At 57.2% G+C, this 26,008-nt stretch carries 26 protein-coding genes and 1 riboswitch; of the genes, 7 read left to right on the top strand and 19 right to left on the bottom strand.

Going from position 1 to position 26,008, the window contains the following annotated elements; genetic code table 11:
• Nucleotides 1–12: 12 nt before the first annotated feature.
• Nucleotides 13–2,619 carry a leucine--tRNA ligase gene (leuS, locus tag ACJAXR_RS01100; RefSeq protein ID WP_415056410.1) on the bottom strand — a complete coding sequence of 869 codons (2,607 nt, stop codon included), beginning with the start codon at nt 2,617–2,619 and terminating at the stop codon, nt 13–15.
• Between the two features lie 264 nt (nt 2,620–2,883).
• Between leuS and ACJAXR_RS01095 the strand changes: the two genes are divergently transcribed.
• Nucleotides 2,884–3,186 carry a hypothetical protein gene (locus tag ACJAXR_RS01095; protein ID WP_415056409.1) on the top strand — a complete coding sequence of 101 codons (303 nt, stop codon included), beginning with the start codon at nt 2,884–2,886 and terminating at the stop codon, nt 3,184–3,186.
• Here the strand turns inward: ACJAXR_RS01095 and lnt are convergent.
• From lnt to miaB, 5 genes are all read right to left on the bottom strand, one after another.
• Complete coding sequence (gene lnt / locus ACJAXR_RS01090) at nt 3,100–4,659, bottom strand: apolipoprotein N-acyltransferase (protein WP_415056408.1); 1,560 nt, start codon at nt 4,657–4,659, stop codon at nt 3,100–3,102. The genes ACJAXR_RS01095 and lnt overlap by 87 nt on opposite strands.
• A 7-nt stretch (nt 4,660–4,666) precedes the next feature.
• Nucleotides 4,667–5,506, bottom strand: coding sequence for an HlyC/CorC family transporter (locus ACJAXR_RS01085; protein WP_415056407.1), 840 nt, complete (start codon nt 5,504–5,506; stop codon nt 4,667–4,669).
• A 21-nt stretch (nt 5,507–5,527) separates the two neighbouring features.
• A complete protein-coding gene (gene ybeY, locus ACJAXR_RS01080) occupies nt 5,528–6,043 on the bottom strand; it encodes an rRNA maturation RNase YbeY (protein WP_415056406.1) in 516 nt (171 codons plus the stop codon).
• Entirely contained in the window at nt 6,033–7,043 is a 1,011-nt protein-coding gene (locus tag ACJAXR_RS01075; protein ID WP_415056405.1) for a PhoH family protein, read from the bottom strand. Before ACJAXR_RS01075 ends, ybeY begins: the two co-directional genes overlap by 11 nt.
• Nucleotides 7,044–7,176: 133 nt before the next feature.
• Nucleotides 7,177–8,517, bottom strand: a complete 1,341-nt coding sequence (gene miaB, locus ACJAXR_RS01070) for a tRNA (N6-isopentenyl adenosine(37)-C2)-methylthiotransferase MiaB (protein ID WP_415056404.1) — start codon at nt 8,515–8,517, stop codon at nt 7,177–7,179.
• A 137-nt stretch (nt 8,518–8,654) separates the two neighbouring features.
• Here miaB and ACJAXR_RS01065 point away from each other — a divergent pair, with 137 nt between their 5' ends.
• Nucleotides 8,655–8,978, top strand: a complete 324-nt coding sequence (locus ACJAXR_RS01065; protein ID WP_415056403.1) for a DUF1820 family protein — start codon at nt 8,655–8,657, stop codon at nt 8,976–8,978.
• A 6-nt stretch (nt 8,979–8,984) separates the two neighbouring features.
• Here ACJAXR_RS01065 and ACJAXR_RS01060 read toward each other — a convergent pair whose 3' ends face one another.
• From ACJAXR_RS01060 to ACJAXR_RS01040, 5 genes are read right to left on the bottom strand one after another with little or no spacing between them, the layout of a single operon-like run.
• A complete protein-coding gene (locus ACJAXR_RS01060) occupies nt 8,985–9,611 on the bottom strand; it encodes a tetratricopeptide repeat protein (protein WP_415056402.1) in 627 nt (208 codons plus the stop codon).
• Entirely contained in the window at nt 9,608–10,279 is a 672-nt protein-coding gene (locus tag ACJAXR_RS01055; RefSeq protein ID WP_415056401.1) for a hypothetical protein, read from the bottom strand. The genes ACJAXR_RS01060 and ACJAXR_RS01055 overlap by 4 nt, the downstream gene beginning before the upstream one ends.
• Nucleotides 10,276–11,565 carry a glutamate-1-semialdehyde 2,1-aminomutase gene (gene hemL, locus ACJAXR_RS01050; RefSeq protein WP_415056400.1) on the bottom strand — a complete coding sequence of 430 codons (1,290 nt, stop codon included), beginning with the start codon at nt 11,563–11,565 and terminating at the stop codon, nt 10,276–10,278. The genes ACJAXR_RS01055 and hemL overlap by 4 nt, the downstream gene beginning before the upstream one ends.
• 11 nt (nt 11,566–11,576) lie before the next feature.
• A complete protein-coding gene (gene thiE / locus ACJAXR_RS01045) occupies nt 11,577–12,212 on the bottom strand; it encodes a thiamine phosphate synthase (RefSeq protein WP_415056399.1) in 636 nt (211 codons plus the stop codon).
• Nucleotides 12,213–12,222: 10 nt separating this feature from the next.
• Nucleotides 12,223–13,023 (bottom strand): hydroxymethylpyrimidine/phosphomethylpyrimidine kinase, encoded by an 801-nt coding sequence (locus tag ACJAXR_RS01040; RefSeq protein ID WP_415056398.1) that lies wholly within the window; start codon nt 13,021–13,023, stop codon nt 12,223–12,225.
• A 99-nt stretch (nt 13,024–13,122) separates the two neighbouring features.
• Here ACJAXR_RS01040 and ACJAXR_RS01035 point away from each other — a divergent pair, with 99 nt between their 5' ends.
• The gene (locus ACJAXR_RS01035) at nt 13,123–13,545 is read left to right on the top strand and encodes a DUF962 domain-containing protein (RefSeq protein WP_415056397.1); all 423 of its coding nucleotides are present in this window, start codon (nt 13,123–13,125) and stop codon (nt 13,543–13,545) included.
• Between the two features lie 11 nt (nt 13,546–13,556).
• Here the strand turns inward: ACJAXR_RS01035 and ACJAXR_RS01030 are convergent, their stop codons facing one another.
• The 7 genes from ACJAXR_RS01030 to ACJAXR_RS01000 form a co-directional block, all read right to left on the bottom strand.
• Complete coding sequence (locus tag ACJAXR_RS01030; protein WP_415056396.1) at nt 13,557–14,192, bottom strand: pseudouridine synthase; 636 nt, start codon at nt 14,190–14,192, stop codon at nt 13,557–13,559.
• Nucleotides 14,189–15,865, bottom strand: coding sequence for an acyl-CoA dehydrogenase family protein (locus ACJAXR_RS01025; protein ID WP_415056395.1), 1,677 nt, complete (start codon nt 15,863–15,865; stop codon nt 14,189–14,191). The genes ACJAXR_RS01030 and ACJAXR_RS01025 overlap by 4 nt, the downstream gene beginning before the upstream one ends.
• Entirely contained in the window at nt 15,852–16,502 is a 651-nt protein-coding gene (locus ACJAXR_RS01020; protein WP_415056394.1) for a TetR/AcrR family transcriptional regulator, read from the bottom strand. The genes ACJAXR_RS01025 and ACJAXR_RS01020 overlap by 14 nt, the downstream gene beginning before the upstream one ends.
• A gap of 87 nt (nt 16,503–16,589) precedes the next feature.
• Nucleotides 16,590–16,760: a DUF2788 domain-containing protein gene (locus ACJAXR_RS01015; protein WP_415056947.1), complete on the bottom strand. Its 171-nt coding sequence runs from the start codon at nt 16,758–16,760 to the stop codon at nt 16,590–16,592.
• Between the two features lie 126 nt (nt 16,761–16,886).
• The gene (locus tag ACJAXR_RS01010; RefSeq protein WP_415056393.1) at nt 16,887–17,375 is read right to left on the bottom strand and encodes an Lrp/AsnC family transcriptional regulator; all 489 of its coding nucleotides are present in this window, start codon (nt 17,373–17,375) and stop codon (nt 16,887–16,889) included.
• A gap of 317 nt (nt 17,376–17,692) precedes the next feature.
• A complete protein-coding gene (locus ACJAXR_RS01005) occupies nt 17,693–18,577 on the bottom strand; it encodes a cation diffusion facilitator family transporter (protein WP_415056392.1) in 885 nt (294 codons plus the stop codon).
• Nucleotides 18,577–18,987, bottom strand: coding sequence for a polyribonucleotide nucleotidyltransferase (locus tag ACJAXR_RS01000; protein ID WP_415056391.1), 411 nt, complete (start codon nt 18,985–18,987; stop codon nt 18,577–18,579). Before ACJAXR_RS01000 ends, ACJAXR_RS01005 begins: the two co-directional genes overlap by 1 nt.
• Nucleotides 18,988–19,104: 117 nt before the next feature.
• Between ACJAXR_RS01000 and hrpB the strand changes: the two genes are divergently transcribed.
• The 4 genes from hrpB to ACJAXR_RS00980 all read left to right on the top strand — a co-directional run bounded on the left by hrpB (nt 19,105) and on the right by ACJAXR_RS00980 (nt 24,487).
• Complete coding sequence (hrpB, locus tag ACJAXR_RS00995; RefSeq protein ID WP_415056390.1) at nt 19,105–21,645, top strand: ATP-dependent helicase HrpB; 2,541 nt, start codon at nt 19,105–19,107, stop codon at nt 21,643–21,645.
• An 86-nt stretch (nt 21,646–21,731) separates the two neighbouring features.
• Nucleotides 21,732–22,751, top strand: coding sequence for a methyltransferase (locus ACJAXR_RS00990; protein ID WP_415056389.1), 1,020 nt, complete (start codon nt 21,732–21,734; stop codon nt 22,749–22,751).
• A 25-nt stretch (nt 22,752–22,776) separates the two neighbouring features.
• Nucleotides 22,777–22,899, top strand: a riboswitch (yybP-ykoY riboswitch).
• 87 nt (nt 22,900–22,986) lie between these two features.
• Entirely contained in the window at nt 22,987–23,565 is a 579-nt protein-coding gene (locus ACJAXR_RS00985; RefSeq protein ID WP_415056388.1) for a TMEM165/GDT1 family protein, read from the top strand.
• Between the two features lie 118 nt (nt 23,566–23,683).
• Nucleotides 23,684–24,487, top strand: a complete 804-nt coding sequence (locus ACJAXR_RS00980; RefSeq protein ID WP_415056387.1) for a class II glutamine amidotransferase — start codon at nt 23,684–23,686, stop codon at nt 24,485–24,487.
• A 91-nt stretch (nt 24,488–24,578) separates the two neighbouring features.
• Here the strand turns inward: ACJAXR_RS00980 and ACJAXR_RS00975 are convergent, their stop codons facing one another.
• A complete protein-coding gene (locus tag ACJAXR_RS00975; RefSeq protein ID WP_415056386.1) occupies nt 24,579–25,892 on the bottom strand; it encodes an OprD family porin in 1,314 nt (437 codons plus the stop codon).
• Nucleotides 25,893–26,008 lie beyond the last annotated feature (116 nt).

The following is a 26,008-nucleotide window of genomic DNA, read 5'->3' as shown; positions in this document are numbered from 1 at the left end:
CTCCGTTGCATGTCAGTTAGCGACAATATTGACCAGTTTGCCGGGCACCACGATTACCTTGCGGATAGTCAGGCCCTCGGTAAAACGGTGTACGTTCTCGTTCGCGCGTGCGACCTCTTCGACGTGATCTCGCGTGGCTTCGGCGGCGACTTCGATATGGCCACGTAACTTGCCATTGACTTGTATGACCAGTTGCAGGGTGTCCTGTATCAGAGCTGATTCGTCCAGTACCGGCCATTGCGCTTTTACTGCCATCTCGTCGTGTCCGAGTGCTTGCCAAAGAGCATGACTGATGTGGGGCGTAATCGGAGCAAGGAGTAGCACGACCGCTTCCAACCCTTCCTGTAACAGGGCTCGATCCTGCTTGCTTGCTTGAGGCGCTTTTTCCAACACATTCATCAACGTCATGATTGCGGCAATAGCGGTGTTGAACTTGTGATTCTGACCGATATCCTGACTCGCCTGGCGTATAGCTAGGTGGATCGCCCGGCGTACCGCTTTTTGATCGTCACCCAGGCGGGATTTTTCCAGGGTGCCGGTCGGGCCGGCAGCTACATGCTGATGCCCCAGACGCCAGACCCGGCGCAGGAAGCGATGCGCTCCTTCTACTCCCGCATCCGACCATTCCAAACTCATGTCCGGAGGTGAGGCAAACATCATGAACAGACGGCAGGTATCCGCACCGTACTGATCGATCATGGACTGAGGATCGACACCGTTATTCTTCGATTTCGACATTTTTTCAACGCCGCCGATCTCGACTGACTGGCCGTCGCTGGCCAAGCGGGCTGCAATGATCTTGCCTTTGACGTCACGCTCGACCTGCACATCAGCCGGGTTGAACCAAATCTTGGAGCCGTTTTCTGCCAGACGATAATAGGTGTCGGCGATTACCATGCCCTGGGTAAGCAGGTTCTTGAATGGCTCGTTGGAGTCGAGTAATCCCTCATCACGCATCAGTTTGTGGAAAAAACGAGCGTAGAGCAGGTGCAAAATGGCATGTTCGATGCCGCCAATGTATTGATCGACCGGCAGCCAGTAGTTGGCGGCAGTGGGATCAACCATGCCCTGGTCGAAGTGCGGTGAGGCGTAGCGGGCAAAATACCAGGAGCTTTCGACGAAGGTATCCATGGTATCGGTTTCACGTTTGGCCGGCGCACCGCAACTGGGGCAGGTGCATTCGTAGAATGCGGGCATCCTGGCAAGGGGACTGCCATTGCCGTCTGGGACCACATCTTCGGGCAATATCACGGGCAATTGATCTTCCGGGACAGACACGTCGCCACATTGGTCACAATGAATGATTGGAATCGGGCAACCCCAGAAGCGTTGTCGACTGATGCCCCAGTCACGTAAACGGTATTGAGTGCGAGCTGCGCCAAGATCGTTCTGGGCAAGAACGTCACCAATGGCCGTCAGTGCGCTGACGAAGTCAAGTCCGTCGAACTCCTCGGAGTTGATCAGTTCACCCTTTTCACCGTAGGCGTCCTGCCAAGGCGCTGGCGTGGTGTCGCCGGCACTGGTGCGTACGACAGGCTTGATTGGTAATCCGTACTGGGTGGCAAAGTGGAAATCCCGTTCGTCGTGAGCTGGAACGGCCATTACCGCGCCTTCACCATAGGTCATCAGTACATAGTTGGCGACCCATACCGGCAACTTTTCACCGGTCAGAGGGTGCTCGACCAGCAGGCTGGTGGCCATCCCTTTCTTTTCCTGTGTGGCGATGTCGGCCTCAGCCACGCCACCACGCTTGCACTCGTCGATGAAGCTTTTTAGCGGCGCGTTGCCCTGGGCGGCGATAGTGGCGAGAGGGTGCTCAGCGGCGACCGCCATGTAGGTAACGCCCATGAGGGTATCGGGACGGGTGGTGAATACCTTGAGTTTACCCGGCTCACCGATGCTCGACTGGTTATAGGGGAAGTGAACTTCCATACCAACAGACTTGCCGATCCAGTTACGCTGCATGGTCTTGACCTGCTCTGGCCAGCCAGGCAGGTCGTCGAGTGAGCTGAGCAATTCTTCGGCGTAGTCGGTAATGCGGAAATAATACATCGGTATGTCGCGCTTCTCGATTACCGCGCCGCTGCGCCAGCCCTTGCCATCGATCACCTGTTCGTTGGCGAGTACGGTTTGATCGACGGGGTCCCAGTTGACACTGCCATTCTTGCGGTAGATCACGCCCTTTTCGAACAATCGGGTAAACAGCCACTGCTCCCAACGGTAGTACTGGGGCGTACAGGTGGCAAACTCGCGAGACCAGTCCATTGCCAGCCCCAGACTCTTTAGCTGGGTTCGCATGTAATCGATATTGTCGTAGGTCCACTTGGCCGGCGCGACATTGTTGTTCATCGCGGCATTTTCTGCCGGCATTCCGAACGCATCCCAACCCATTGGCTGCAGAACGTTTTTGCCCTGCATGCGCTGATAGCGGCTGATGACGTCGCCGATGGTGTAGTTGCGCACGTGACCCATGTGCAACTTGCCGCTGGGATACGGGAACATTGACAGGCAGTAGAAAGTGTCCTGGTCCGGTGTCTCGGAGACCTTGAATACTTCGCTGCTATCCCATTCGGTACGGGCTGTGCTTTCTATGTCGCGGGGAGAATACTGTTCTTGCATGGTGTGGGCTGTCTGGACTCGTCTGGCTATCGGATAATTATGCAGCGCGAACGGGACGCTTTGCCGAGGGCGCCTCTGCGCCTTCGCTCGGCACTGGCCGAGTAACTGCATAAATTGATAGCGCAGGATACACCACCGGACAGCGTGCAGGTAGCCCATGCCATTCGTCGCTGGAGGAACGCATCATCCGTGAAGACAACTATGCTCAGGGTATCAGGCCAGCGTTAAAGCGCTGTTTGTCCAACACCAGAGGAGATGTCTTTCATGAACGGGACGGTACCCGAATCGCAAGACCGGAGCCGGGATTCCTCCTACGGACGGCTGTTACGCCGTCTGGATCAGGCAATGGATGTAGCGTGCACGCGCCAATGGATGGAGGGAATTCCACCGGCATTGACCGAACTGGAGCTCAGCGGACTGACCCAGGAAGACCAGCGTCTTCTCTGGCGCATTCTTCAGGCTCTGGAAACCAGTATGTCATTACCCCGCGGCTCCAGTGCTGTGGTGGCGCCCGCCGGTTCTGCGACGTTTTACAACGCAGGCTATGAGACAGGCCATCACCACTAAAGCCAGAGGCCAGTTACGCCAACGCAAATAGGGCGTTAGACCAGTGCGAGGTTGTACTTGACCCCTGAGCACGGCCTGCTCGAATTGCGCAATGCGTTGGGAGATCCGGCCGCGATTATCGATCAATGCAGTGACGCCATTATTGGTGCTGCGGATCATCCAGCGGTCACTTTCAATCGCTCGCATACGGGCCATCTGTAAATGCTGCAGAGGGCCGATAGAATGACCGAACCAGCTGTCGTTGCTGATGGTGATAAGTAGTTCGCTTTGTGCGGCCATACGGGCGGCAAAATCAGGGTAGACCGCTTCATAGCAGATGAGAGGTGCGAGCCTGTAGCCTGCCGCTTCCAAGGGCGGCTGATCCGAAGGCCCACGTGAAAAGCTCGACATCGGTAGGTCAAAAAAGGCAATCAGGCCGCGGAGCAGATCCTGCAGGGGCACGTACTCACCAAAGGGCACGAGTTTGTGCTTTAGATACTGCTGGCCTTCCTCCCCGGCAACCGTGATCGCATTGTAGATATGCAGTTCGCCGTCTTTGTAGGTATCCACGGGGATGCCCGTGATCAGCGCTGTACCTTGTTTGGCGAGGCGCGCGGCCATGCCATCAGTGAAGGCGCGGGCCTGGCTCTGCAGTACCGGAACAGCGGTTTCCGGCCAGACAATCAGGTCGACTGGCCCCTGAGCGACGCTGAGATCGCGGTAGAGGGTCAATGTTTGGTTGATATGATCCGGGTCCCACTTGCGCGACTGGGCAATATCCGCCTGAATCAGCGCTACCGACAGGGGTGATCCAGTGGGATTTGTCCACTCTACGCCCGTCAGGGCCTTGCCACCAAGCCATATAGCCAGCAGCAAGGCTACTCCGACTGCAGCGGGACGCCGATGACGCCAAAGGAAAAGCTCGCTGAGCAGACAGGCGGTGAACACGCTGGTAAAACCGACTAGCCATACGCCGCCTATGGGTGCCCAGCCAGCTAACCAGGTATCGGTATATGAGTAGCCATGGTATAGCCAGGGAAATCCGGTCAGGAACCAGCCACGGAACACTTCCTGGGCGACCCAGAGTGCCGCAAAGCCGACGCAGCTTATCCAGATGTCAGCACTGGGCCGAAGCCAGCCGGCCCACAGCCAGGCCATCAATGCAATGATCAGCGCCAGCCCGGCGACGAAGCAGGCGGTCAGGAGTCCCGCGAGACCGGGGGAGGCCGAGCCGTGTGTATGGATACTGATATAGACCCATGACACGCCGCTGGCAAAGAGTCCAAGCCCCCAGAGCCAGCCGCGCAGTGCTGCCTGGGCTCCGGTTGGCTGTTTGAGCCCTTGATACAGAAGACCCACAGAAAGCAGGCCGAGAGGCCAGATACCGAAAGGGCTGAGTGCCAGCGTGCTCAAGCCGCCCGCAAGCAAAGCCACCAAATTGCCTCGCCAGCCAGGCGCACGAAGCCAGTAAAAGAGGGTGTTCAGCAAGGGCATGGGTTTCTCAGGACTCGACTAGAGTGACCCGCAGCAGGTGGACTCTGCGGCTGTCGGCATTGAGCACCCGGACGCGGAAACCATCCAGCTCGACTACCTCGTTGCGCCGCGGGAGGTGGCCAAACGCATTCATTACCAAGCCACCCACGGTATCGAACTCCTCATCGGGAAACTCGGTGCCGAAATGTTCATTGAAGTCCTCGATGGGGGTAAGCCCCTTGACCAGGAAGTCGCCGCTGTGCAGTGGCTTAATCTGGCTGTCCTCATCAATATCGTGCTCATCCTCGATATCGCCGACGATCTGTTCGAGCACGTCCTCAATGGTCACCAGGCCAGAGACGCCGCCGTATTCATCAATTACGATCGCCATGTGATTGCGCGTGGCACGAAACTCCTTGAGCAGCACATTGAGGCGCTTGGATTCGGGTACGCAGGTGGCTGGGCGGAGGATTTCCTTGATGTTAAACCGATCGGTATTGTCCTCTAGCAGCAGCGGCAACAGATCCTTGGCCAAAAGAATACCCAGAACGTCATCCAGACTTTCACCTGTGACTGGAAAACGCGAGTGCGCAGCTTCAATAACCTCGGGCAGGAACTCTCGTGGGGCCTGGCTTGATCTGATTGTGATCATTTGCGAGCGGGGGATCATGATATCGCGCACTTGCATATCGGAGACCTGCAGTGCGCCCTCGATAATCGATAGAGCTTCGATATCCAGTACTTCGTTGGCATGCGCTTCGCGCAATAACTCCAAGAGTTCCTGGCGGTTCTTGGGTTCATGGACAAAAGCCTGGACCAGTTTGTCCAGCCAGGTCTTGTGTCCATTGGTAGATCGATCTTCGCTCATGGTTCCTTTCTACTCGTTGCGTTAAGGGGTAAGACGGGTGGAGTCGACTGGCAGGGAATCGCTCTCGTAGGGATCGGCGATCCCCAGTTGTGCCAGTAACTGACGCTCAAGCGACTCCATTTCTTCGGCTTCGGCATCATCCAGATGATCGTAACCGGTCAGGTGTAGGCATCCGTGGATCACCATGTGTGCCCAGTGCGCCTGCGACGTTTTATGCTGTTCCAGTGCTTCGCGTTCGACCACCGGCGCACAGATCACCAGGTCACCCAATAAAGGTATGTTTAGTTCGGGGGGAAGATCAGCCGGAAACGACAGCACATTGGTAGGATAATCCTTGTGCCGGTAGTCACGATTCAGGCTCTGGCTTTCTTCTTCGTCTACCACGCGGATAGTCAATTCATGTCCGGGGCGATCCTGCAATGCCAGTTCGGCCCAGCGCCTGAAACTGTCGTCATCGGGCAGTCCGGAGCTGGCAGACGCACGCTGGATGTCGAGTTCAAGGGCAGCCGGGTTGGGATTTGCAGGATCAGGACTCATGAGTGCGCTCCTTGCGCTCGCCTTCTTCTCGGAGCTCAAAGCGGTCGTACGCTTCGACAATGCGTTGGACCAGTGGGTGACGCACTACATCCTTTGACTTGAAATGGGTGAAGCCAATACCTTTGACGTCCTTTAATACTTCAGTTACATGGGCCAGTCCGGATTTTGTGCCGCGCGGCAGGTCGACCTGAGTGACGTCCCCGGTTATGACCGCAGTAGAGCCGAAACCGATGCGCGTCAGGAACATTTTCATCTGTTCCAGCGTGGTGTTCTGGCTTTCATCCAGAATAATGAAGCTGTTATTTAAGGTGCGTCCGCGCATGTACGCCAGCGGAGCGACCTCAATAACCTGTTTTTCGATCAATTTAGCAACGTTTTCGAAGCCGATCATCTCGTAGAGCGCGTCATACAGAGGGCGCAGATAGGGATCGATTTTCTGAGCCAGGTCACCAGGCAGAAAGCCCAGTTTTTCACCAGCCTCTACAGCCGGGCGGACCAGCATGATCCGGCGAACCTGCTCGCGCTCCAGGGCGTCGACTGCGCAAGCAACTGCCAGATAGGTCTTGCCGGTGCCAGCCGGACCGATACCGAAATTGATATCGTATTCCTGAATCGACCGCACGTAATTCTGCTGGTTGGGTCCCCGTGGCTGAATCGCCATGCGCCGTGTGCGCAGCACGACCGGGCCACCGGCATTGCTGTGCAAAGTGTCGCTGAGGCTTTCCAGTCCCGATTCCTGAAGGAACAGGTGGACGGTGTCCGGGGTCAGCTCAGCGTTATCACGGGTTTCTCGGTAAAGCTGTCGCAGCACCGCTTCGGCAGAGCGAGCAAGTTCTGCAACGCCGATCAGCTCGAACTGATTGCCGCGGTTGCGCACTTCGATGCCAAGACGCTGCTCTATAAGCAGGAGATGTTCATCGAATTGCCCGCATAAGATGGCCAGGCGGCGGGGATCAACCGGTTCGATGCTGAAATGATGAATGTGCAGGGGAGCGTTCAAAATGATCTGCCAGTAACCTCGTGAGAATTCGGATTCGACAGCATAGCGCGCTGCAGGCGCGATGCAAAGATGCCGTGATCAGCTAGGTGCGCACACAGGACGTGCGCGCACAGGAGAGGCTTAATGGGAGCGTTCAGTGCACAGTCTCGGCCACGAGGGTGCCGCGCAGAGAGTGCGGGAGCGCCTCGTCTATCACTACATCGACAAATTGTCCGATCAGACGCGGATTGTCGCAACGGAAGTTGACGATGCGGTTGTGCTCGGTACGGCCCTGCAGCATTCCCGGGTCCTTCTTCGAGTAGTCGCTGACCAGGATGCGTTGCACACTTCCAACCATGCGGCGACTATTCTCGAAGCCCTGTTGGTTCAGCCGATTCTGCAGGATCTGCAGACGTTGCTTTTTGACCTCGGTTGGCGTTGTATCTGGCAGGTCGGAGGCTGGAGTGCCCGGTCTGGCGCTGTAGATGAAGGAGTAGGAGAAGTCGAAACCGACATCCTCTACCAGTTTCATCGTCTGTTCGAAGTCCTTCTCGGTTTCCCCGGGAAAGCCGATGATGAAGTCCGAGCTGAGAATCATGTCCGGTACTGCTGCGCGCAACTTGCGCACCCGGGATTTATATTCCAGCGCGGTATGGTTGCGCTTCATGCCCGCCAGCACGCGATCGGAACCGGACTGTACCGGCAGGTGAAGGTATTTAACCAGCTCCGGCACCTCGGCATGGGCGCGTATCAGGCTGTCGGAGAACTCCAGCGGATGCGAGGTGGTATAGCGGATGCGATCGATACCTTCGATCTCGGCAATCACCCGGATCATATCCGCTAGGTCGGCAATGGTGCCGTCGTGGGTCGGACCTCGATAGCCATTGACGTTCTGTCCCAGCAGTGTGATTTCGCGCACGCCGTTCTCGGCCAGGTGAATGCATTCGGCCAGCACGTCATCAAAAGGCCTACTGACTTCTTCGCCCCGCGTATAGGGAACGACGCAAAAGCTGCAGTACTTGCTGCAGCCTTCCATGATCGATACGAACGCGGTTGGACCGTCCACTCGGGGCTCAGGCAGGCGATCGAATTTTTCAATTTCCGGAAACGAGACATCCACCTGAGGCTTATGAGTGGTTCGCACGGCATTGATCATCTCGGGTAATCGATGCAAGGTCTGGGGGCCAAAAACTACGTCCACATAGGGTGCCCGATCACGAATAGCGGCGCCCTCCTGGCTGGCTACGCAGCCACCCACCCCGATAATCAGATTTGGGTTCTTTTCCTTGAGTGGCCGCCACCGGCCCAGCTCGGAAAAAACCTTTTCCTGGGCTTTTTCGCGAATTGAGCAGGTATTGAGCAGGATAATGTCGGCTTCATCGGGGCGATCGGTCATTTCCATCGCCTGATTTTCGCCGAGCAGGTCAGCCATGCGCGAGCTGTCATACTCGTTCATTTGGCAACCGTGGGTCTGAATAAAGAGTTTCTTGGCCATGGGATGTGCTGTGCGTAGCCTCGTCAAAAGCGAAATTATACACTGATGAGCGAGTCGATGTCCTGCGCTGTGGTATCATCCGCGCCTGCCGCACGTACCGATACGGCTCGCTTGCCACAGGTTTTTACAGTTCAGCTATGAGCAAAGACAAACAACCGATATTTCGCGTGATTTTCCTCAATCAGGGGCAGGTCTTCGAGCTGTATGCACGCAACATCTTCCAAAGCGATCTTTGGGGCTTCCTGGAAGTCGAGGAATTGTTATTCGGAGAGCGTTCGCAAATGCTGGTCGATCCAGCGGAAGAAAAGTTAAAGACTCAGTTTGAGGGTGTGGCCCGCAGTTTCATACCGCTGCAATCGATCGTGCGTATCGACGAAGTAGAACGTATTGGTCAGGCACGGATCAGTGAAGCTAAAGGCGGCGGCAATGTCATGAGTTTTCCCATGCCGCCCACCACCTGATCCTCTCTAGCGCGGCTCAGTCATAATGGCGCCGGATTCGGTCTCCGGGTAAGGGAGACCCGTGGGCGCTGCGGGGCTGTTCTGCAGTTCCTGGAGTTGTTCTTCACGAAGCTGGGTCAGATAATCACGAAACAAGGTTCCCAGAACGTGGGTCGCCACTGTCAACTCATTCTCGTTCATTTGCAGTGCAACGCGGTCGCTGGCATCCATCGCTGCTTCCTCTCCGTTGACTGCGGCCATTTTCAGAATGATGTAGGCCTGGGGTAAGTTGCGAGTGACACCTTCGCCCTGAAAATGCATCAGACCGAGTTGATACTGTGCCCCGGGATGGCCCTGTATTGATGCCTGCTCGAACCATTCAAGGGCTTTTTCGATGTCGCGCTCGACCCGTTCGCCCTGATAATAGAATTCGCCGATCTCGAACTGCGCCTGTAAATCGCCTTCCTCGGCAGCGGTGCGACAGGCCTCGATCGCCAGCTCCAAGCTCTCATCGTCCACCCGATTGAAGGCGCAACGTTCATCGGTGCTGATCAATAACGGATTACCGTTTTGCTCTTGTGCACTGATGGCCGGGCTGGCGAGGCCAGTTAGCATACAGACCAACAGAAACGGGTGTCGCAGCGAGATGCTCATGACTCTGAAGGGGCCTCTGGTTCGGTTTGGTTATGATTATCATTGTGCGCCTGTTCGGCAACCACGCCAACAGCCAGTCCGGCAGCAACAAAACCCGGCACCAGCCAGCTGGCCTGAGTCTTGGCATCCAGCAGGCTCAGCAAAGGCAGCTGATCGTTCAAGCCGCCCAACAGTGTTGGTGCCAGTATGCAGACAATTGCGACCAGACAGAGTATGCCCAGCCGGCGGTCGCGCCCGGCGTTGAGCAGCCCGCTGATGCCCAGGCTGATAACGCCAGCGAGGGTCAACAGCCAAAGATAGCCGCTTTGCCATTCCAGATAGCGGGATAATTCGTAGAAGGCAAGAATACCGAGAATGACTCGGCTCCAGTTCATCGGTTTCCAGCGCCAGCCACTGGCCAGATACAGACATGCCAGCCCCAGCAGCGGCAGGCTCATGTGTTGCGCGGCAAGACCCATGATGCGCTGGGCGTGCGTCAAGTCTGCATTGGTAATGCCCCACTGGGCCAGAGCGAGGGGTAATGCAGTACTGGCGATGAGTACCAGTGCGACCAGGCTAGCAGTGATTGCGCCCCGTGCACCCTCTCGTCTGTCAGCCCGGCGGCGCCACAGCCACAGACACAAGAACATAGCGCTGGCTGTCAAACACAGGTAAACGAAGGCTGTCATAGGGCGGCGAACGCCTTTTCCGCGGCATCCAGTGTCAGCTTGAGTTCCGTTTCGCCATGGGCGATTGAGGTGAAGCCTGCCTCGAAAGCACTTGGCGCAAGGTAAACGCCACCGGCGAGCATCAAGTGAAAGAAGCGTTTGAAGCGTTCAATATCACCCGCCATGACATCCTCAAAGCTGAGGATGTCATCAGCGTCGGAAAAATACAGTCCGAACATGCCGCCGGCCTGGGTGGTGACGAACGGGATCGAGGCGGCTTGCGCACGCTCCTTAAGTCCAGTCAGCATGCGGCTGGTATAGTCGCTTAGCTCAGAATGAAACCCTGGGCGATTGAGCAGTTTCAAGGTGGTCAGACCCGCCGCCATAGCCAGCGGATTGCCCGACAAGGTGCCCGCCTGGTAGACCGGGCCCAGGGGTGCAATCACTTCCATGATGTCGCGCTTGCCGCCAAAGCACCCAACGGGCATGCCGCCGCCAATAATCTTACCGAAAGTAGTGAGGTCTGGCGTGACGCCATAGAGGGCCTGGGCACCGCCCAAGGCGACGCGAAAACCGGTCATGACCTCATCAAAGATCAGCACCACGCCATACTGGTCGCACAGGGTGCGCAGACCCTCAAGAAAGCCGGGCACCGGGGGCACACAGTTCATATTGCCGGCAACTGGCTCGACAATGATGCAGGCGACGCGGGTGCCTGCGTCAGCGAGCATGGTTTCGACGGCGTCAATGTCATTGAACGGCAGGGTCAGGGTATGTTTGGCGAAATCGGCAGGCACGCCGGCTGAGTTGGGTACACCCTGGGTGAGTGCTCCTGAGCCTGCCTTGACCAGCAGACTATCGGAATGACCGTGGTAGCAGCCCTCGAATTTGATGATGTCGTCTCGACCGGTAAATCCTCGGGCCAGGCGGATAGCGCTCATGGTGGCTTCGGTACCGGAACTGGTCATGCGTACCATCTCCATGGAAGGCACCAGGTTGCAGACCAGTTCGGCCATCTCGGTTTCCATCGCCGTCGGCGCGCCAAAAGACAGTCCATGCTGCAGTTGCTCGCGTACCGCATCGAGGACGGCGGGGTGGCTGTGCCCGAGGATCATTGGCCCCCAGGAACCAACATAGTCGACATAACGATTGTCATCTTCGTCGATAACGTAGGGACCTTCCGCATGTTTGAAAAACAGCGGCGTACCGCCGACGCTCTTGAATGCGCGCACCGGTGAATTGACACCGCCGGGTATGTGTTTCTGGGCATTGGCAAAGAGGGTTTCTGAGCGAGCAGAGCGGGACATAGACAATTCTCTCAATTGGACTGGAAGAGTTCGGTGAAGCCGCGGGCACGATGCTCGACTTCGTTTGCGCTGGACGCTGCAAAGAGGCCGTTTATCACGGCAAGCATGCTGGCGCCGGCGCCGATGAGGTGTGGCGCATTGTTGAGTGTGATGCCGCCGATCGCTACAACAGGCAACTTGAAACGTTGCCGTGCCTGTTCGAGCAGGACCGGCGTTGCCTGTGGCGTGCCCGGCTTGGTGACCGACTGGAAAAAACGGCCAAAGGCAATATAGTTGGCACCGGCAGCCTCCGCCTCTGCCGCAAAATTCAAGTCGGCATGACAGGTCGCGCCAATGATGGCATGTGGGCCCAATTGCTCGCGTGCGGTGCGCAGGCAGCCATCTTCACGGCCTAGATGCAAGCCCACACCCAGTTCGGTGGCGAGCGGTAAATCATCGTTGATGATAAGCGTTGCACCGTAGTGCTGACACAGTTGGTTCAGCTCGCGTGCCTCGTCAAGACGGCGCATCGAATCGCCGGATTTGTCCCGGTACTGCACTATTCTTGCGCCACCAGCCAGCGCTGCATCTACCCAAGGTATCAATTTGCCTCCGGCCAGCAACATGCTGTCGGTAATCGCATACAGACCTCTGAGCTGCCTGCTCATCGCTGGTTGCTCATGAACAGAAGTCCAGAGGCAATCGCCGTGGAACGTACTGTCCCATGCCAGGCTGTTCCGCATCGCGCAGCGTGCGCCAGGTATAATCAAGAGCCGAGCGAACGGCGCTGACCAACTCTTCACCGAGTGCCAGTCGACCCGCCAGCGCGCTGGCCAGCGTGCAGCCTGAGCCATGGTAACTGCCGGGCAGGCGTTGGCAGGTAAACGTGTGCTGGGTGCCGTCACGGCAATATAACCGGTTGTGAATCTCCCTTTCGTCGCCGTGGCCTCCGGTTATCAGCAGGTTGCGACAAAAGGGCAGCAGCTTGGCTGCGCATTCGTCTGCTGTGCCAGCTGGCAGCTCCGCGAGAATGCGCGCCTCGGGCAGGTTAGGCGTCGCGATCAGTGCGATAGGTAGCAGCTGCTCACGCAATGCATAGCCCACTTCGTCCTTGCCCAGAGAACCGCCACCGCCGGCGCGCAAGACCGGATCACAGACCAGTGGCAAATCCCGATGGTCTTGCATCAGTTCGACGATTGTTTCGACCATGCTGAGGTTACCCAGCATTCCGAGCTTGACCGCTGATACCGGCATATCGGCCAACACGGCGTTAGCCTGTGCTAGCACCCACTCACGATCGAGTACTCTGAAGTCGGTGACGTTTACGGTGTTTTGCACCGTTAGCGCAGTAATGGTGGGAGCTGCATGGCAGCCCTGTGCTATCAGTGCTTCAATGTCGGCTTGCAGGCCTGCACCGCCGCTGGGATCATGACCGGAGAGACAAAGAACAACAGGACGGAAAGGAAGTAATGTTTTCATAGACTAAGCTTATCATTATGCGTCGGGCATCGGCAGGGGAGCGAACCGCCTTTTGCGCCCGAAAATGATCACCGAACGTATCAACAACGGAACTTTATTATGCGAGCAATAGATCAGTGGTTTGACGAATACGGCGAGAGTCACCGCAATCCGATTAATAAGGTATTGCACTGGATATGTGTGCCGCTAATCACTTTCAGTGTGTTGGGCATACTCTGGGCTATACACCCCTGGGCATCGGTGATCGCAGTAGCGGGGGCAATGGCTTTTTATGTCATGCTGTCCTGGCGTATAGCCGCCGTCATGCTGGCATTCAGTGTGTTGATGCTGTTGATTCTGGCCAGCATGAATTACGTTCTGGTGCCGAGCATCGCGATCTTCGTGCTGGCCTGGATAGGTCAGTTCATTGGCCACCATCTAGAAGGTAAAAAGCCATCGTTTTTCAAGGACGTGCAGTTTTTGTTGATTGGTCCTATCTGGCTGATTGGAGCACTGTTTCGTTCGTTCGGTCTGCGCTACTAGTCAGCGCCGCCTTACCCGGAAATGGTCAGCTTCTGCCATTGGCCCGGCTGTAAATCACCCAGGGTCCAGTCGCCTATCTGCACCCTGACCAGCCGCAGCGTAGGCAAACCCACTGCCGCAGTCATCCTGCGCACCTGTCGGTTGCGCCCCTCGCGTATGGTCATGCTTAGCCAGCTGGTCGGTATGCTGGCGCGATAACGCACAGGCGGATGGCGCGGCCATAGCTGCAGGGGTTCGGCTATGTGTTCGACCTCGGCTGCACGTGTAGGGCCATCATTGAGCTGTAAGCCGTTTCGTAGTTGCTCCAGTTGCGCTTGCGAGGGTAGGCCCTCTACCTGTACCCAGTAGGTTTTTGCCAGCTTGTGTGTCGGATCGGTAATGCGTGCCTGCAGTTGACCGTCATTGGTCAGTAGCAGCAGCCCCTCGCTGTCGCGATCGAGGCGCCCGGCTGTATAGATTCCGGCGATATCAACATAGTCCTTGAGCGTCTGCCGCCCCTGGCCGTCGGTGAATTGGGTCAGAACATCAAAGGGCTTGTTCAAGGCCACAAGCATTGGGACGTCTGGCCGGGGTGCTGCCTGTCTGCGTGGTTTTTGCGGCTTGCCAGGCGCGGGAGCGGCAGGATTTATGGGTTTTTTGCTGCTCATGTCGGACCTGAAATGTAACTGGTAGATGATGCCCGGGCCACTAGCGCCGCGACGTCAGTGCCTCTGGGCAGAGTACCGTAGGCGCGGCCGTGACCAGCCAGTCGGCTGGTGATGAACGCGTCGGATACCACTTGATTACCTGCTTCGATCAACAGTTTTGCCTGCAGCGCCACGGCCACATCTTCTGTCAGTTGGCGGGCGCGGTACTGTATGTCGTCGGTGTCACGGAAATCCGTCTTGATCTGCTCGATATGCCGCGCCAGATGTGCGTCACCGTGGCCGTCGCCCAGTTCGCTGAATAATACTTCAAGTACGCCCGGCTCTTTGGACAGTGCCCGCAAGACGTCCAGGCATTGCACATTCCCGGAGCCTTCCCATATCGAGTTGACTGGTGCCTCGCGATACAGCCGCGGCATGATGCTCTCTTCCACATAGCCGGCGCCGCCGAGACATTCCTGCGCTTCATTGATCATTCCCGGTGCGCGTTTACATATCCAGTACTTGCCAATCGCGGTGACCAGACGGGCAAACTTTTTTTCATGTTCGTCGTGACTGGCGTCTATCGCTTTGCCCATGCGCATTGTCAAAGCCAATGCCGCCTCGCTTTCGAGTGCCAGATCAGCCAGCACATTTTGCATCAGGGGTTGTTCGGCCAGCAGGCGTCCACCCACCGAGCGGTTTGCGCAGTGATGTGTGGCCTGAGTGAGGCCCTGACGCATCAGTGAGCTGGAGCCGATCATGCAATCAAAGCGGGTTAGCGAGACCATTTCGATAATAGTCGGAATACCCCTGCCTTCTTCACCCACCATCCATGCCAGTGCGCCACGATATTCGACTTCGCTCGAAGCGTTGGCCCAGTTGCCTAGTTTGTTCTTGAGCCGCTGAATATAGAATTGATTGCGGCTGCCATCAGGTCGGTGACGGGGCAGCAGGAAGCAGCTCAAGCCTTTTTCGGTCTGCGCTAGCGTCAGGAAGGCGTCACACATCGGGGCCGAGCAAAACCATTTGTGCCCGACCAGCTCGTAGGCCTGGCCGGGGCCGCCAATGCTGACAGGATAGGCGCGGGTAGAGTTTGAGCGCAGGTCGGTGCCTCCCTGTTTCTCGGTCATCGCCATGCCGATCGTAGCGCCGGTTTTCTGTTCTATTGGCAGGTTACGCGGATCGTATTGGCGCGAGAGGATCTTCGGCAGCCAAACCTCTGCGAGATCCAGTTGTAACCGCAGGGTGGGAATGCATGCATAAGTCATGGTCATCGGACAACAGGTACCGGACTCGATCTGGTTGTGTAGATACATGCTCGCCGCGCGTGCAACATGGGCGCCAGGGCGCGGATCCGTCCAGGGGGCAGAAGTGATGCCCTGGGCGATGCCGGCGCTCATCAGCTGATGATACGCCGGATGAAATTCAACGATATCGACACGGTTGCCGAAGCGATCATGGCTTTTAAATACGGGTTTGTTTTCGTTGGCCAGAAAACCGGCGTGCATGAGCGGATCGCCCGTGAGCTGGCCGAAAGCAGCCAGGTCCGGGTCAGCCCAACTACCGCCGAAACGGTGCAACCACTCCTGCAGCGGCAAGTCGGCACGGTACAGGTTGACACCTTTCAGGTCCGGGACTTGATTGGTAACCTCATGGGTTTCGGCATACAGCTCGGCGTGACTATAGGGGTGCATGATCAGGCTCCTTGGCGCCCAAGGCGCGCAAACAAAAAAGAGTAAGGGCTCGGGTGACGCTTTCCAGACTTTCGCTGGGCAGGCCGCTAGCGCGCAGTGCGCGGGCCTGCGGCGATAGTGGCCCGATAAGCGACTCGGCTACGGTGCCGACCATAAAGGCAGCTGTCACTGGAATGTTGTACACAGTAAAGCTGCCATCCTCGTTACCCTGACGGATAAGCCGGATAAAGAGCTCCGCATAGGCTTCGCGATAACGCAGGCGCTGGGCATCAACTTCGGATTCTACTGGTTCGGCTATCAAAGCGTACGCCAACTGGCGGCTCTGCCAGGCGCGGGCGGCGAATTGAGTAAGTCCACGAGATAATCGTTGTGCAGCATCGCCCTGACCAAAAAACGCTGTTTTCAAGCTGTCGATCTCGACTCGTGTGGCGCGGGCAAAGACCTCACAGGCCAGCGCTGCCTTACCAGGGAAGTGGCGATAAAGGCTTCCGGTCGCAATTCCTGCGCTGCTAGCCAGAGACGTCATGGTTAATGCGGAAAAGCCGCCATCTGCAACCTGATGCAGCGCGCAGTCAAGAATATGCTCACGCAGAGCCTGGTCGCGCTCGATACGGGATTCGCTAGTGCGGTACGCCATAATCTGAATCCAGGTTTATATTTTTATCAAGTAAAACAGTGTTCAGATTTTGACGCAGGAGGGTATAGCGACAGTCGCGCGGGTAATTCAGCCGCCCAGTTGGCCAATGACAACGGCCTTGATGACAAAGCCCAAGACCCCTAGCCCGAGGCCAAAAAAAAGTATCGCTGTTCCGAAGCGGCCTGCCTTGGACTTTTTTGCCAAGTCCCAGACGATGTAACCCATGAACGCGACCAGGGCAAAGATCATCAGAGGCATGGCGATGGCTTCGAACTGTTGATATGCCACAGTAGTCTCCCGTTGAATATGTACCTAAAGCACTAAAGTCATTATAACGGTTTCAGCCGTTCGGGCCTGTGGCGGGTCGTCGCAGGTCCGCAGCATTTACCCTTTTTGCAGGTGACTTAGTGGCAGTTCGGTACTGCCGACGATCTGGGTGAGGACGAAGCTGGAGCGCACGCTCGATACGCCTTCAATGCGGGTCAGACGGCCAAGCAGGAGCTGCTGATAGTGTTCCATGTCGGGTACCACGACGCGCAAATGGTAATCGGCGTCCATACCTGTCACCAAGCAGCAATCGAGCACCTCGGGGCAGTCGCGTATGGCACTTTCAAATCCGGCAAAGCGCTCAGGGGTATGGCGATCCATACCAATCATCACGAACGCGGTGAGTGTCAGGCCGAGTCGTCGAGGGTCGAGCAGCGCAACCTGGCTTCTTATAAAGCCGCTGTCTTCCAGCTGCTTTACCCGCCTTGAGCACGGCGAGGGAGAAAGACCAATACGCTCCGCAAGCTCCTGATTGCTGATGCGAGCATCGTGCTGCAGTGCGGCAAGAATTTTCAGGTCATAACGATCCAGATTGTGTTCATTCATGATTTAGTAGCTCAAAATTGCTGTAATTTACGATATGAATAATTATTATTGCCAATTATTATTTAATTTCGGCAATATTAGGTCATTAATGCTGCGATGCTACGGGTATCATGGTCCCAAGTTCGAAGCCAAGGCCGGCTCGTCCACTCCGCTCCCCCATAAGGGGAGCGGGCGGTAAGCATCCTACAGGATGCTTACCCTCCGGCCCCCCGGCCCACAAGGTTCGGGACTCAGGCAGCCTCCAACCCTGGAGTGATAAGGGCGCTACGAGAACGGCCGGTATCCCACGGAACCGGCCGTTTTTGTGCCAGCTGTTCTTAGACCGGGTCTGTGTGCACCAACACATCGACTTGGGGAAAGCGCTGCTCCAACACGCTGCGCACAGCCTCACCCAGATCGTGGGCTTCCAGCAGCGACATCTGCGCGGGCAATTCCACATGCATCTGCATGAACCAATGATGCCCGGATTGACGGCTGCGAAAGTCATGCACATCGATTACCCCTGCGACACCCCGGGCCAAAGCCAGGGCTTCGGTACGCACCTCTTCAGGCAGTTCGTGATCCATCAAAATCTGAATGGCATCAAGACCAATGCGCAGTGCGCTATAGCCTATATACAGTGCGATACCCAGTCCCATCAGGGCGTCGGCACGTTGGATACCGTAGGCGGCCAGTAATAGCGCGACTATCACGCTGGCGTTGAGCAGCAGGTCGGAGCGGTAATGAATCGAGTCCGCGTTGATCGCAGTCGAGCCAGTACGCTTTATCACATGTCGCTGGACAGCTAGTAGGCCCAGCGTAGCGATAATCGACAATACCATTACGCTGATACCCAGCCAGGTGGCATTGATGGGCTGCGGATCAAGCAGCCGCCCGACGCCCTGCAGCAGCACCAGGACCGCAGAGCCGACAATGAAAGCAGCCTGCGCCAGACCTGCCAGAGCCTCGGCCTTCCCATGGCCGAATCGGTGTTCGCGATCCGCGGGCTTGAGCGCATAGCGCACGGCGAACAGATTGATAACCGATGCGGCACTGTCCATCAGCGAGTCGATCAGCGAGGCCAGTATGCTGACTGATCCGGAAGCGAACCAGACGCCACCCTTCAATGCTATCAGCCCGAATGCAACCCCCACCGAGGCATAGGTCGCGAGCTTGAGCAGTCGCTCACGTTCTGTCGGTTCAAGATATTCAGATGTATTCATCAGGCGCGTGGTGGCATGCCTAGCGCTGTCAGCTGGGCAGCGCCTGGGCGATCCATTTGCTGGGCATGCTCCAGCGGCAGATCTAGATCGAGCTCCTGCTGCAGGATGGCCTTGAGTTTTAGCGGGTCAACCTGGCCATCTGCACCGACGGCATTGTTCAACTTTTCCGGTGCCACGCTGTAGCGTGAATCGGGCAGGTAGATGGCGCCGGTAGCAAAGTCTACGGCGAAGGCTATGACTCCGGGCACCAGATAAAACAACAATCCGATGCCATTAAGGACCGCTACGCCTGAGTCGATCTGGCCACTGATCTGCCCCCGGCGCTCGGGGTAGAAAACAGTACCGCACGCGGCCAGTTGGCTGGTGAGCACGACAGTTAGTAGGGCGCAGGCAACAGGTTTCATTCTCATGGTTGGCTCTCTTGGCATTGAACAGCAGAAGTTCTCGATAACGTGCAGCGAAGCGTGCCGCAGGCGGTGTCCTATAGCAGGTATAATAGCTTCTTTTATGTCTGGCGCCGTACTCGAATGAATGATTTGCCCGTTACCCTGATACTGCCGGAGCTGAAAAGCGCGTTGGCTGATCATCCTGCCGCTGTATTGCAGGCACCACCAGGCGCCGGCAAGACGACCATGGTGCCCCTTGCACTACTGGACAGTCCCTGGCTGCAGGGACAAAAGATCATCATGCTTGAGCCGCGCAGACTTGCTGCGCGTGCAGCGGCCGAGCGGCTGGCGCAATTGCTTGGCGAGCCGGTGGGTCAGACGGTGGGGTACCGTATTCGACTGGAAAGTCGGGTCAGTGCGGCCACGCGTATCGAGGTAGTTACCGAGGGTATATTGCAGCGTCTGCTGCAGGCCGATCCGGAATTGCCCGGCGTAGGCCTGGTCATCTTCGATGAATTCCATGAGCGTAGCCTGGATGCTGATCTGGGCCTGGCGTTGTGTTTGCAGACACAGCAGTACCTGCGCGATGATCCACCCCTCAAGCTGCTGGTGATGTCTGCGACGCTGGATGCCGGAGCGGTATGCGAACTGCTTGATGGCGCACCCCTTGTCAGCAGCCAGGGTCGTCAGTATCCGGTGGATGTGCGTTATGGCAATTCGGTCCGTCCAGGCCAACCAATAGAGCCTTTAGTGCTGCAATGCGTGCTCCAGGCACTGGCCGAGGAGGCCGGTAGTATTCTGGTTTTTCTGCCCGGTGTCGGCGAGATCCGCAGAGTAGAGAGACAGCTTAACGAGGCCCTGGGCAGCCAGTCCGCTGTCCAGATCATGCCGTTGCACGGTGAGCTGGATTTTGCCAGCCAGCGCCTGGCCGTAGCGCCGATAACTTCTGGTCTGCGCAAGGTTGTGCTGGCCACTTCGATTGCCGAGACCAGCCTGACTATCGAGGGGGTGCGGATCGTTATTGACTGCGGACTGTCCCGTCAGCCGGCGTTCGACCCCGTATCGGGTATGACCCGTTTGCACACCTTGCGGGTGTCCCGCGCGGCCGCCGACCAACGCGCTGGTCGGGCTGGCCGGCTGGAACCAGGTGTGGCCTATCGGCTGTGGTCGGTGACTCAGCAGGATCAACTGGCTGCGCGCAGCGAACCAGAAATATTACAGGCTGATCTCGCCCCTTTGGCCTTGCAGTTGGCTGGCTGGGGTATCCAGGAGGCAAGTGAACTGGCCTGGCTCGATCCACCGCCCTCTGCTGCTCTGCAGCAAGGTCGCGAGTTGCTGGAGCGTCTGGGTGCATTGCAACAGGTGGGTGGCGGCTGGCTGCAGACATCCCACGGCCACGCCATGGCGGAATTGCCCATGCATCCACGACTGGCGCATATGCTGCTGCGCGGTCAGAGTCTGGGTCTGGGCGTAATGGCTTGTCGGGTGGCGGCGATTGTCAGTGAGCGGGATCTGCTGCGAGGTGTGGACGATGCGGACTTGGCAAGGCGTCTGGCTGTGTTCGCTGATTCTCGCGCCGAATCGGCAGTAGACCGGGGTGCGTTGCAGCGTGCGCAGACGTTGGCGAAGCAGTGGCGTCGGTTCATCGAACGCCGTCCGGTGTCAAGGGAGGTGCCCGATAGCAATGCAGAACAATGGATTGGCCTGCTCCTGGCGATGGCCTATCCGGACCGTATCGCCTGTCGCCGTGGTCAGGCGGGCAGTGAATATCGCCTGGCCAATGGTCGCTCGGCTGCATTTGGCAATGTCGACAGTCTGCAAAGTCGGCAATGGCTCGCAGTAGCCAGTTTGGGTGGTCACGCCGGGCAAAGTAGCGTGCGCCTCTTTCTCGCTGCAGCGCTGGATCCGGACTTAATAGAACGGTATCTGCCAGAGTTACTGGTCAGTCGCGATACCCTGGAGTGGGATCCGCGCAGTGAGACTTTGCTGGCCGAACGGCAGAGTATGCTCGGTTCACTGGTGTTCAGCCGCGAGCCTCTGACCCGGATCGATCCGGGTCAGCGCAGCGAGGCCCTATGCCAGGTAGTGCGCAAACAGGGTTTGGCGCTGCTGCCCTGGACGCCTGCCCTGCGTCAGTGGCAGGCTCGTATCGCGCTGCTGAGAACGGTGGATGGGCAGTCTGCTGAAGCCAGCCGCTGGCCCGATCTATCGGATCAGCAGTTACTCGACAGTCTGGAACAGTGGTTGGCGCCTTGGCTCGGTAAGGTCAGCCGTCTTGCTCACTTCGGTAATCTGGATCTGGCAGCCATTCTGGCGGGTCTGCTGCCCTGGCCGTTACCACGCGAACTGGATGAACAGGCGCCGACGCATTGGACGGTACCCACCGGTTCAAATATGCGTATTGATTACAGTGAAACCCCGCCGGTGCTTGCCGTGCGTCTGCAGGAAATGTTCGGCAGTGTGGATACGCCGCGTATTGCTGGCGGCCGGGTCGCACTCAAGCTTCACCTGCTGTCACCGGCCCGTCGCCCGGTGCAGGTAACACAGGATCTGGCGGGCTTCTGGACGGGAAGCTATCTGGAGGTCAAAAAGGATATGAAGGGCCGGTATCCCAAGCATTACTGGCCCGACGACCCCCTGCAAGCCGAGCCGACCAGCCGTGCAAAACCGCGCAAACACTGACGCAGTGAGCACAGGCGCTTTGCGTCTGCGCGGGCCGCGTTTACAATCCCTGCCTCGGAACCTTGACCCATTAGCGGAGCGTTTTTTTGGACAACACCAGCCAGATTCTTGAACGCAGCCCTGAGCTTTTTTCCGGCCGGCGTGTGTTGCTGGTCAATCCGCCAGCTGACAATCTCACCAGCAGCGTACAAGCGGATTGGCAGGTATGGACCTGGGACTGGTCGGTCCAGCGCAGTCTGGCGACTCAGCTTGGCGAAGAACGGTTGAGCTTTTCCCACCTGTGTCCGCAGTTTGATGGCCTGGATGCAGCCATTCTGGTGGTGCCCAAAGCCCTCGAGCGGGCTGAATATGCGCTGGCGCAGATCGTGCCCCAGCTGCCTGCCGGATGCCCGTTGTATCTGGTAGGCGAGAAGAAAGGCGGTATCAGCCGCGCCGAGAAGCTCATGCAACCTTATGGCAGCGGCGCGGAGAAACTCGACTCGGCGCGGCATTGCCAGCTTTGGCGTATGGCAGTAAACGGCAGTGCGGCGCCCTTTGATCTGATGGATTGGCAGCGAGAGTTTGATATCGAACTGGCAGATCAGACCATCAAGCTGGTGAGTCTGCCCGGCGTATTCAGTCACGGCCGCCTGGATGAGGGCAGTCAGTTGTTACTCGAAGAGCCCGCTCTCTTGCCTGCCGGCAAGGTGCTGGATTTTGGCTGTGGCGCTGGTGTGCTGACCACTGCGCTGGCCAGACGCAATCCCGAAAGTCGCTTCGAAATGGTGGATGTGGATGCGCTGGCGCTGTATTGCGCGCATCAGACGCTGGCGCGTAATGGGGTAGAGGCGGAGATCTATCCCTCTGACGGCCTCAGCGATGTGCATGGTCGGCTTGTCGCAGTGATCAGCAACCCGCCGTTTCATACCGGCATCAAACATGACACGAGTATCGCCGAACTGTTTTTTGAGCAAATTACCCGCAATCTGCTGCCTGGGGGTGAGATGCGTATTGTGGCGAACGGCTTCCTGCGTTATCCGGCCCTGATTGAAACGCACATAGGACCCTGTCAGGTACTGCGTGAGAACAATCGCTTCAAGGTCTATTCGGCAGTCGCCCCCGGTTGACCAGACGCAGTGTATGGGTTAAATTCCACCCGTCTTAGGGGAGTAGTCTCACTGTGCAGGCCATTGCTGCCTGCATTGGTAAACGTCAACATACTTGGTCCGCAGACCATGGCGTTTGCAACCTGCGGCCGCGCCAGCGGCTCCGGTTTGACGAGACCTATGACATACGCACACCAGCCGAGGGCGGAGGTGGACGTATGTCATTGGTTTTGATCCGCCCTCCTATGGAACCTCTTTGGACGCTTTCTTCGTTTCAACCGGGATTGTTGCGCTGGCCGAGATCGGCGACAAAACCCAACTTCTTGCGTTATTACTCGTACTGCGTTTCCGTCAACCCGGTCCTATTGTGCTGGGTATTCTTGTTGCGACCCTAGCCAATCATGCGCTAGCAGGCGCTCTGGGTCAGTTGGTCAGTAATGTCTTCAGCGACGCATGGCTATACACGTTGTTGGCCGTCTCCTTTATCGCTGTTGCTGCCTGGACACTGGTGCCAGACAAGCTCGATGACGATGAAGCTCCTTCCATCAGCCGCTATGGTGCCTTTATCACCACGCTAGTGGCGTTCTTCGTCGCGGAAATGGGCGACAAGACCCAGATCGCAACGGTGGTGCTGGCAGCTCAGTTTGACGCCTATTTCTGGGTGGTGATGGGCACTACCCTAGGGATGCTGCTGGCCAACGTACCGGTAGTGTTTATGGGCAATGCAGTGGCTGCCAAACTTCCGCTGGATCTTATCCGGCGTGTTGCCTCGAGTGCTTTTCTGTTGATGGGACTCTACGCAAGCTGGTTGGCCATTCAAGCCTTTCAGGGTTGAGTGTAAAATCAGCCTGAAACCATATCGCCGAAAGGAGTGCAGGGTTATGCTGCGGTCTTTGTTGACTTGCCAGAAAGGCATTCAGATAGCCATTTTATTCACGGGAAAGTGACGTTCTATGTGTGAGTTGATGGGCATGAGTGCCAACGTGCCAACGGATATCTGCTTCAGTTTTTCGGGGTTGATGCAGCGGGGCGGTCGCACGGGTCCGCACTGTGACGGCTGGGGTGTAGCTTTTTATGAAGGCGGTGGATTGCGTTGTTTTCATGATCCGCAGCCCTGCCACAGTTCGGCCATTGCGCAACTGATCGAAACCTATCCAATCAAGTCCGAGAACGTCATCTGCCATATCCGCCAGGCCAATGTTGGCCAGGTAAGCCTGGCCAACACGCATCCATTCAGTCGTGAGCTTTGGGGGCAGTATTGGACTTTTGCGCATAACGGGCAAATGCAGTCATTCGTCCCTATGCAAGGGCCCTTTCAGTCGGTGGGAAGCACAGACAGCGAAGCCATCTTCTGTGATCTGCTCAATCGATTGCGCGCACAGTTCGAGCAGCGCCCGCCGTTGGAGGCTTTGATGGCGTGCATGGCCGATGCCTGCGCCGAATACGCCAGTCAAGGTGTCTGCAATCTGCTGATCAGTAACGGCGATTGGCTGTTTACCCTGTGTACCAGCAAGTTGGCCTGGATCACCCGACGAGCGCCGTTCGGGCCTGCACAATTGAGTGACGTCGAGCTTTCGGTGGATTTTCAGCAGCACACCACACCCAACGATGTAGTCACGGTGATTGCCACCGAACCGCTGACCAGCAATGAGTCGTGGCACACCTATGCCCCCGGTGAATGGCGGCTATGGCAAGGTGGGAACGTGATACTGGAGGGTAGACTGGGACTGACAGACGGCCCTGGTGCTGAGAAATGAGCTTATCCATGGGTAACTGAGTTGCCAGGGTAAAGGCCCACGTGCGTTGGCACGCGAGCCGCAGGCGCTGCAGGATAAATGCGTCAGAACCCTAGAGTAGAGCGATGTTGTAATTGACGATAAAGCGTGTCTGATCCGTGTCGCGCTGGCCAGCCACGCTGCTACGCAATGCTGCGCTGCGCAGAGAGAAGCCGACGTTCTTCAGAAGCCCTTTCTGGATGGTGTAATCCACACGAATATTGCGCTCCCACTCCTTGTCTTTGCCTGAAACGGCGGCATCGACGTCAGCGCCCCGCAGGTAGATCAGGTTGGCACGCAGCCCGGCAATGCCTGCCTGGCTGAAGTCGTAGCCGTAGCTGGCCAGCCAGGTTCGCTGACCTGCGCGTTGGAACTTGCCGATTTGCGAATCAGTAATCAGATAAGCGCTAGCGCCATCACCATTATTGATGAACGGAAAATGGCTGCTGCCGCTGAGATGCTGATAACCCAGCCCGGCAGCGTGACCGCTCTGACTGAAGGTGAACAGTGCGCTGGCGGCAGTATTGTCTACCCTTCCTCCATTGTTGAATCCGCTAGCACCGTAGCCTGTTTGCCGGTCTTTGTTGGCACCTTGGGCATTGCTGTCAAAGTAGCGCAGGTCGGTGTTTAACTTGCCGTTGCCCAGATTGGCGTTATGTACGGCGCCAACATAGTGCTGGCGGTAATAATCACTTAGTTCTGCAAGATAGTAGCTGGCAGTAAGGTTGTCTGTAACCTTGTAATCGCCACCGGCAAAGCGGAACTGGTCGACACGCTTAGTGCCGCCTGAAATGCGCAATTCCTCATAATCGCTGGACGCCCGACCGCTGGCTTTGCCAATTTGGCCCAGTTGCAGCGTCAGATCGTTGATGTCGTTGGAGGTGATCTGAGTGCCGCGAAAAGTTTGCGGCAGCAGACGTCCGTCACTTTGTACTATTACCGGTAGTCTGGGCACCAGTGCGCCGTATTTCAGTTCGGTTTGCGATATCTTGGCTTTCGCTGTCAGATCAAAGCGGCCGAAGTGATTGACTGCACTGTTGTCATCTTCAAGCGGAAAGAGGACGCCTGGGTTGCGGCTGCGACCGGCTTTGTCGGTCCGTCCGCCAGAGTCCAGGCGAACGCCAACCTGGCCCAGAGCGTCCAGACCCAATCCTATTCGGCCCTGGCTGAAGCCAGACTGAAAGTTGAGCACGAAACCCTGGCCCCATTCTTCGGATTTGGATGGGGCTGCTACACCGTTACGCTCGTCCTGATTGAAGTAGAAGTTACGCACGCCTAGGTTGGCTTTGCTGCCTCCGATAAAGCCGTCATTGGCATTGGCCAGACCCGGTAACGTTACTGCAGCGATGCCAGCAGCCACTGCGCCAGCGATCAGGGATTTCTTCATGTCCAAGCTCCAGATATTTTTATAGACACGCCGTCCGCGAAAATCGCTGCGTTGTCGAGTGGCACCAGATGGCGTCACAGTTGATGAATGTAACATAAATGACTTATTAGATTATA

This window comes from Halopseudomonas sp. (assembly GCF_047631575.1).
Lineage (GTDB): Bacteria > Pseudomonadota > Gammaproteobacteria > Pseudomonadales > Pseudomonadaceae > Halopseudomonas.
Note: the sequence above shows the minus strand (reverse complement) of the source record. Positions and strands in the feature narration are given on the sequence as shown.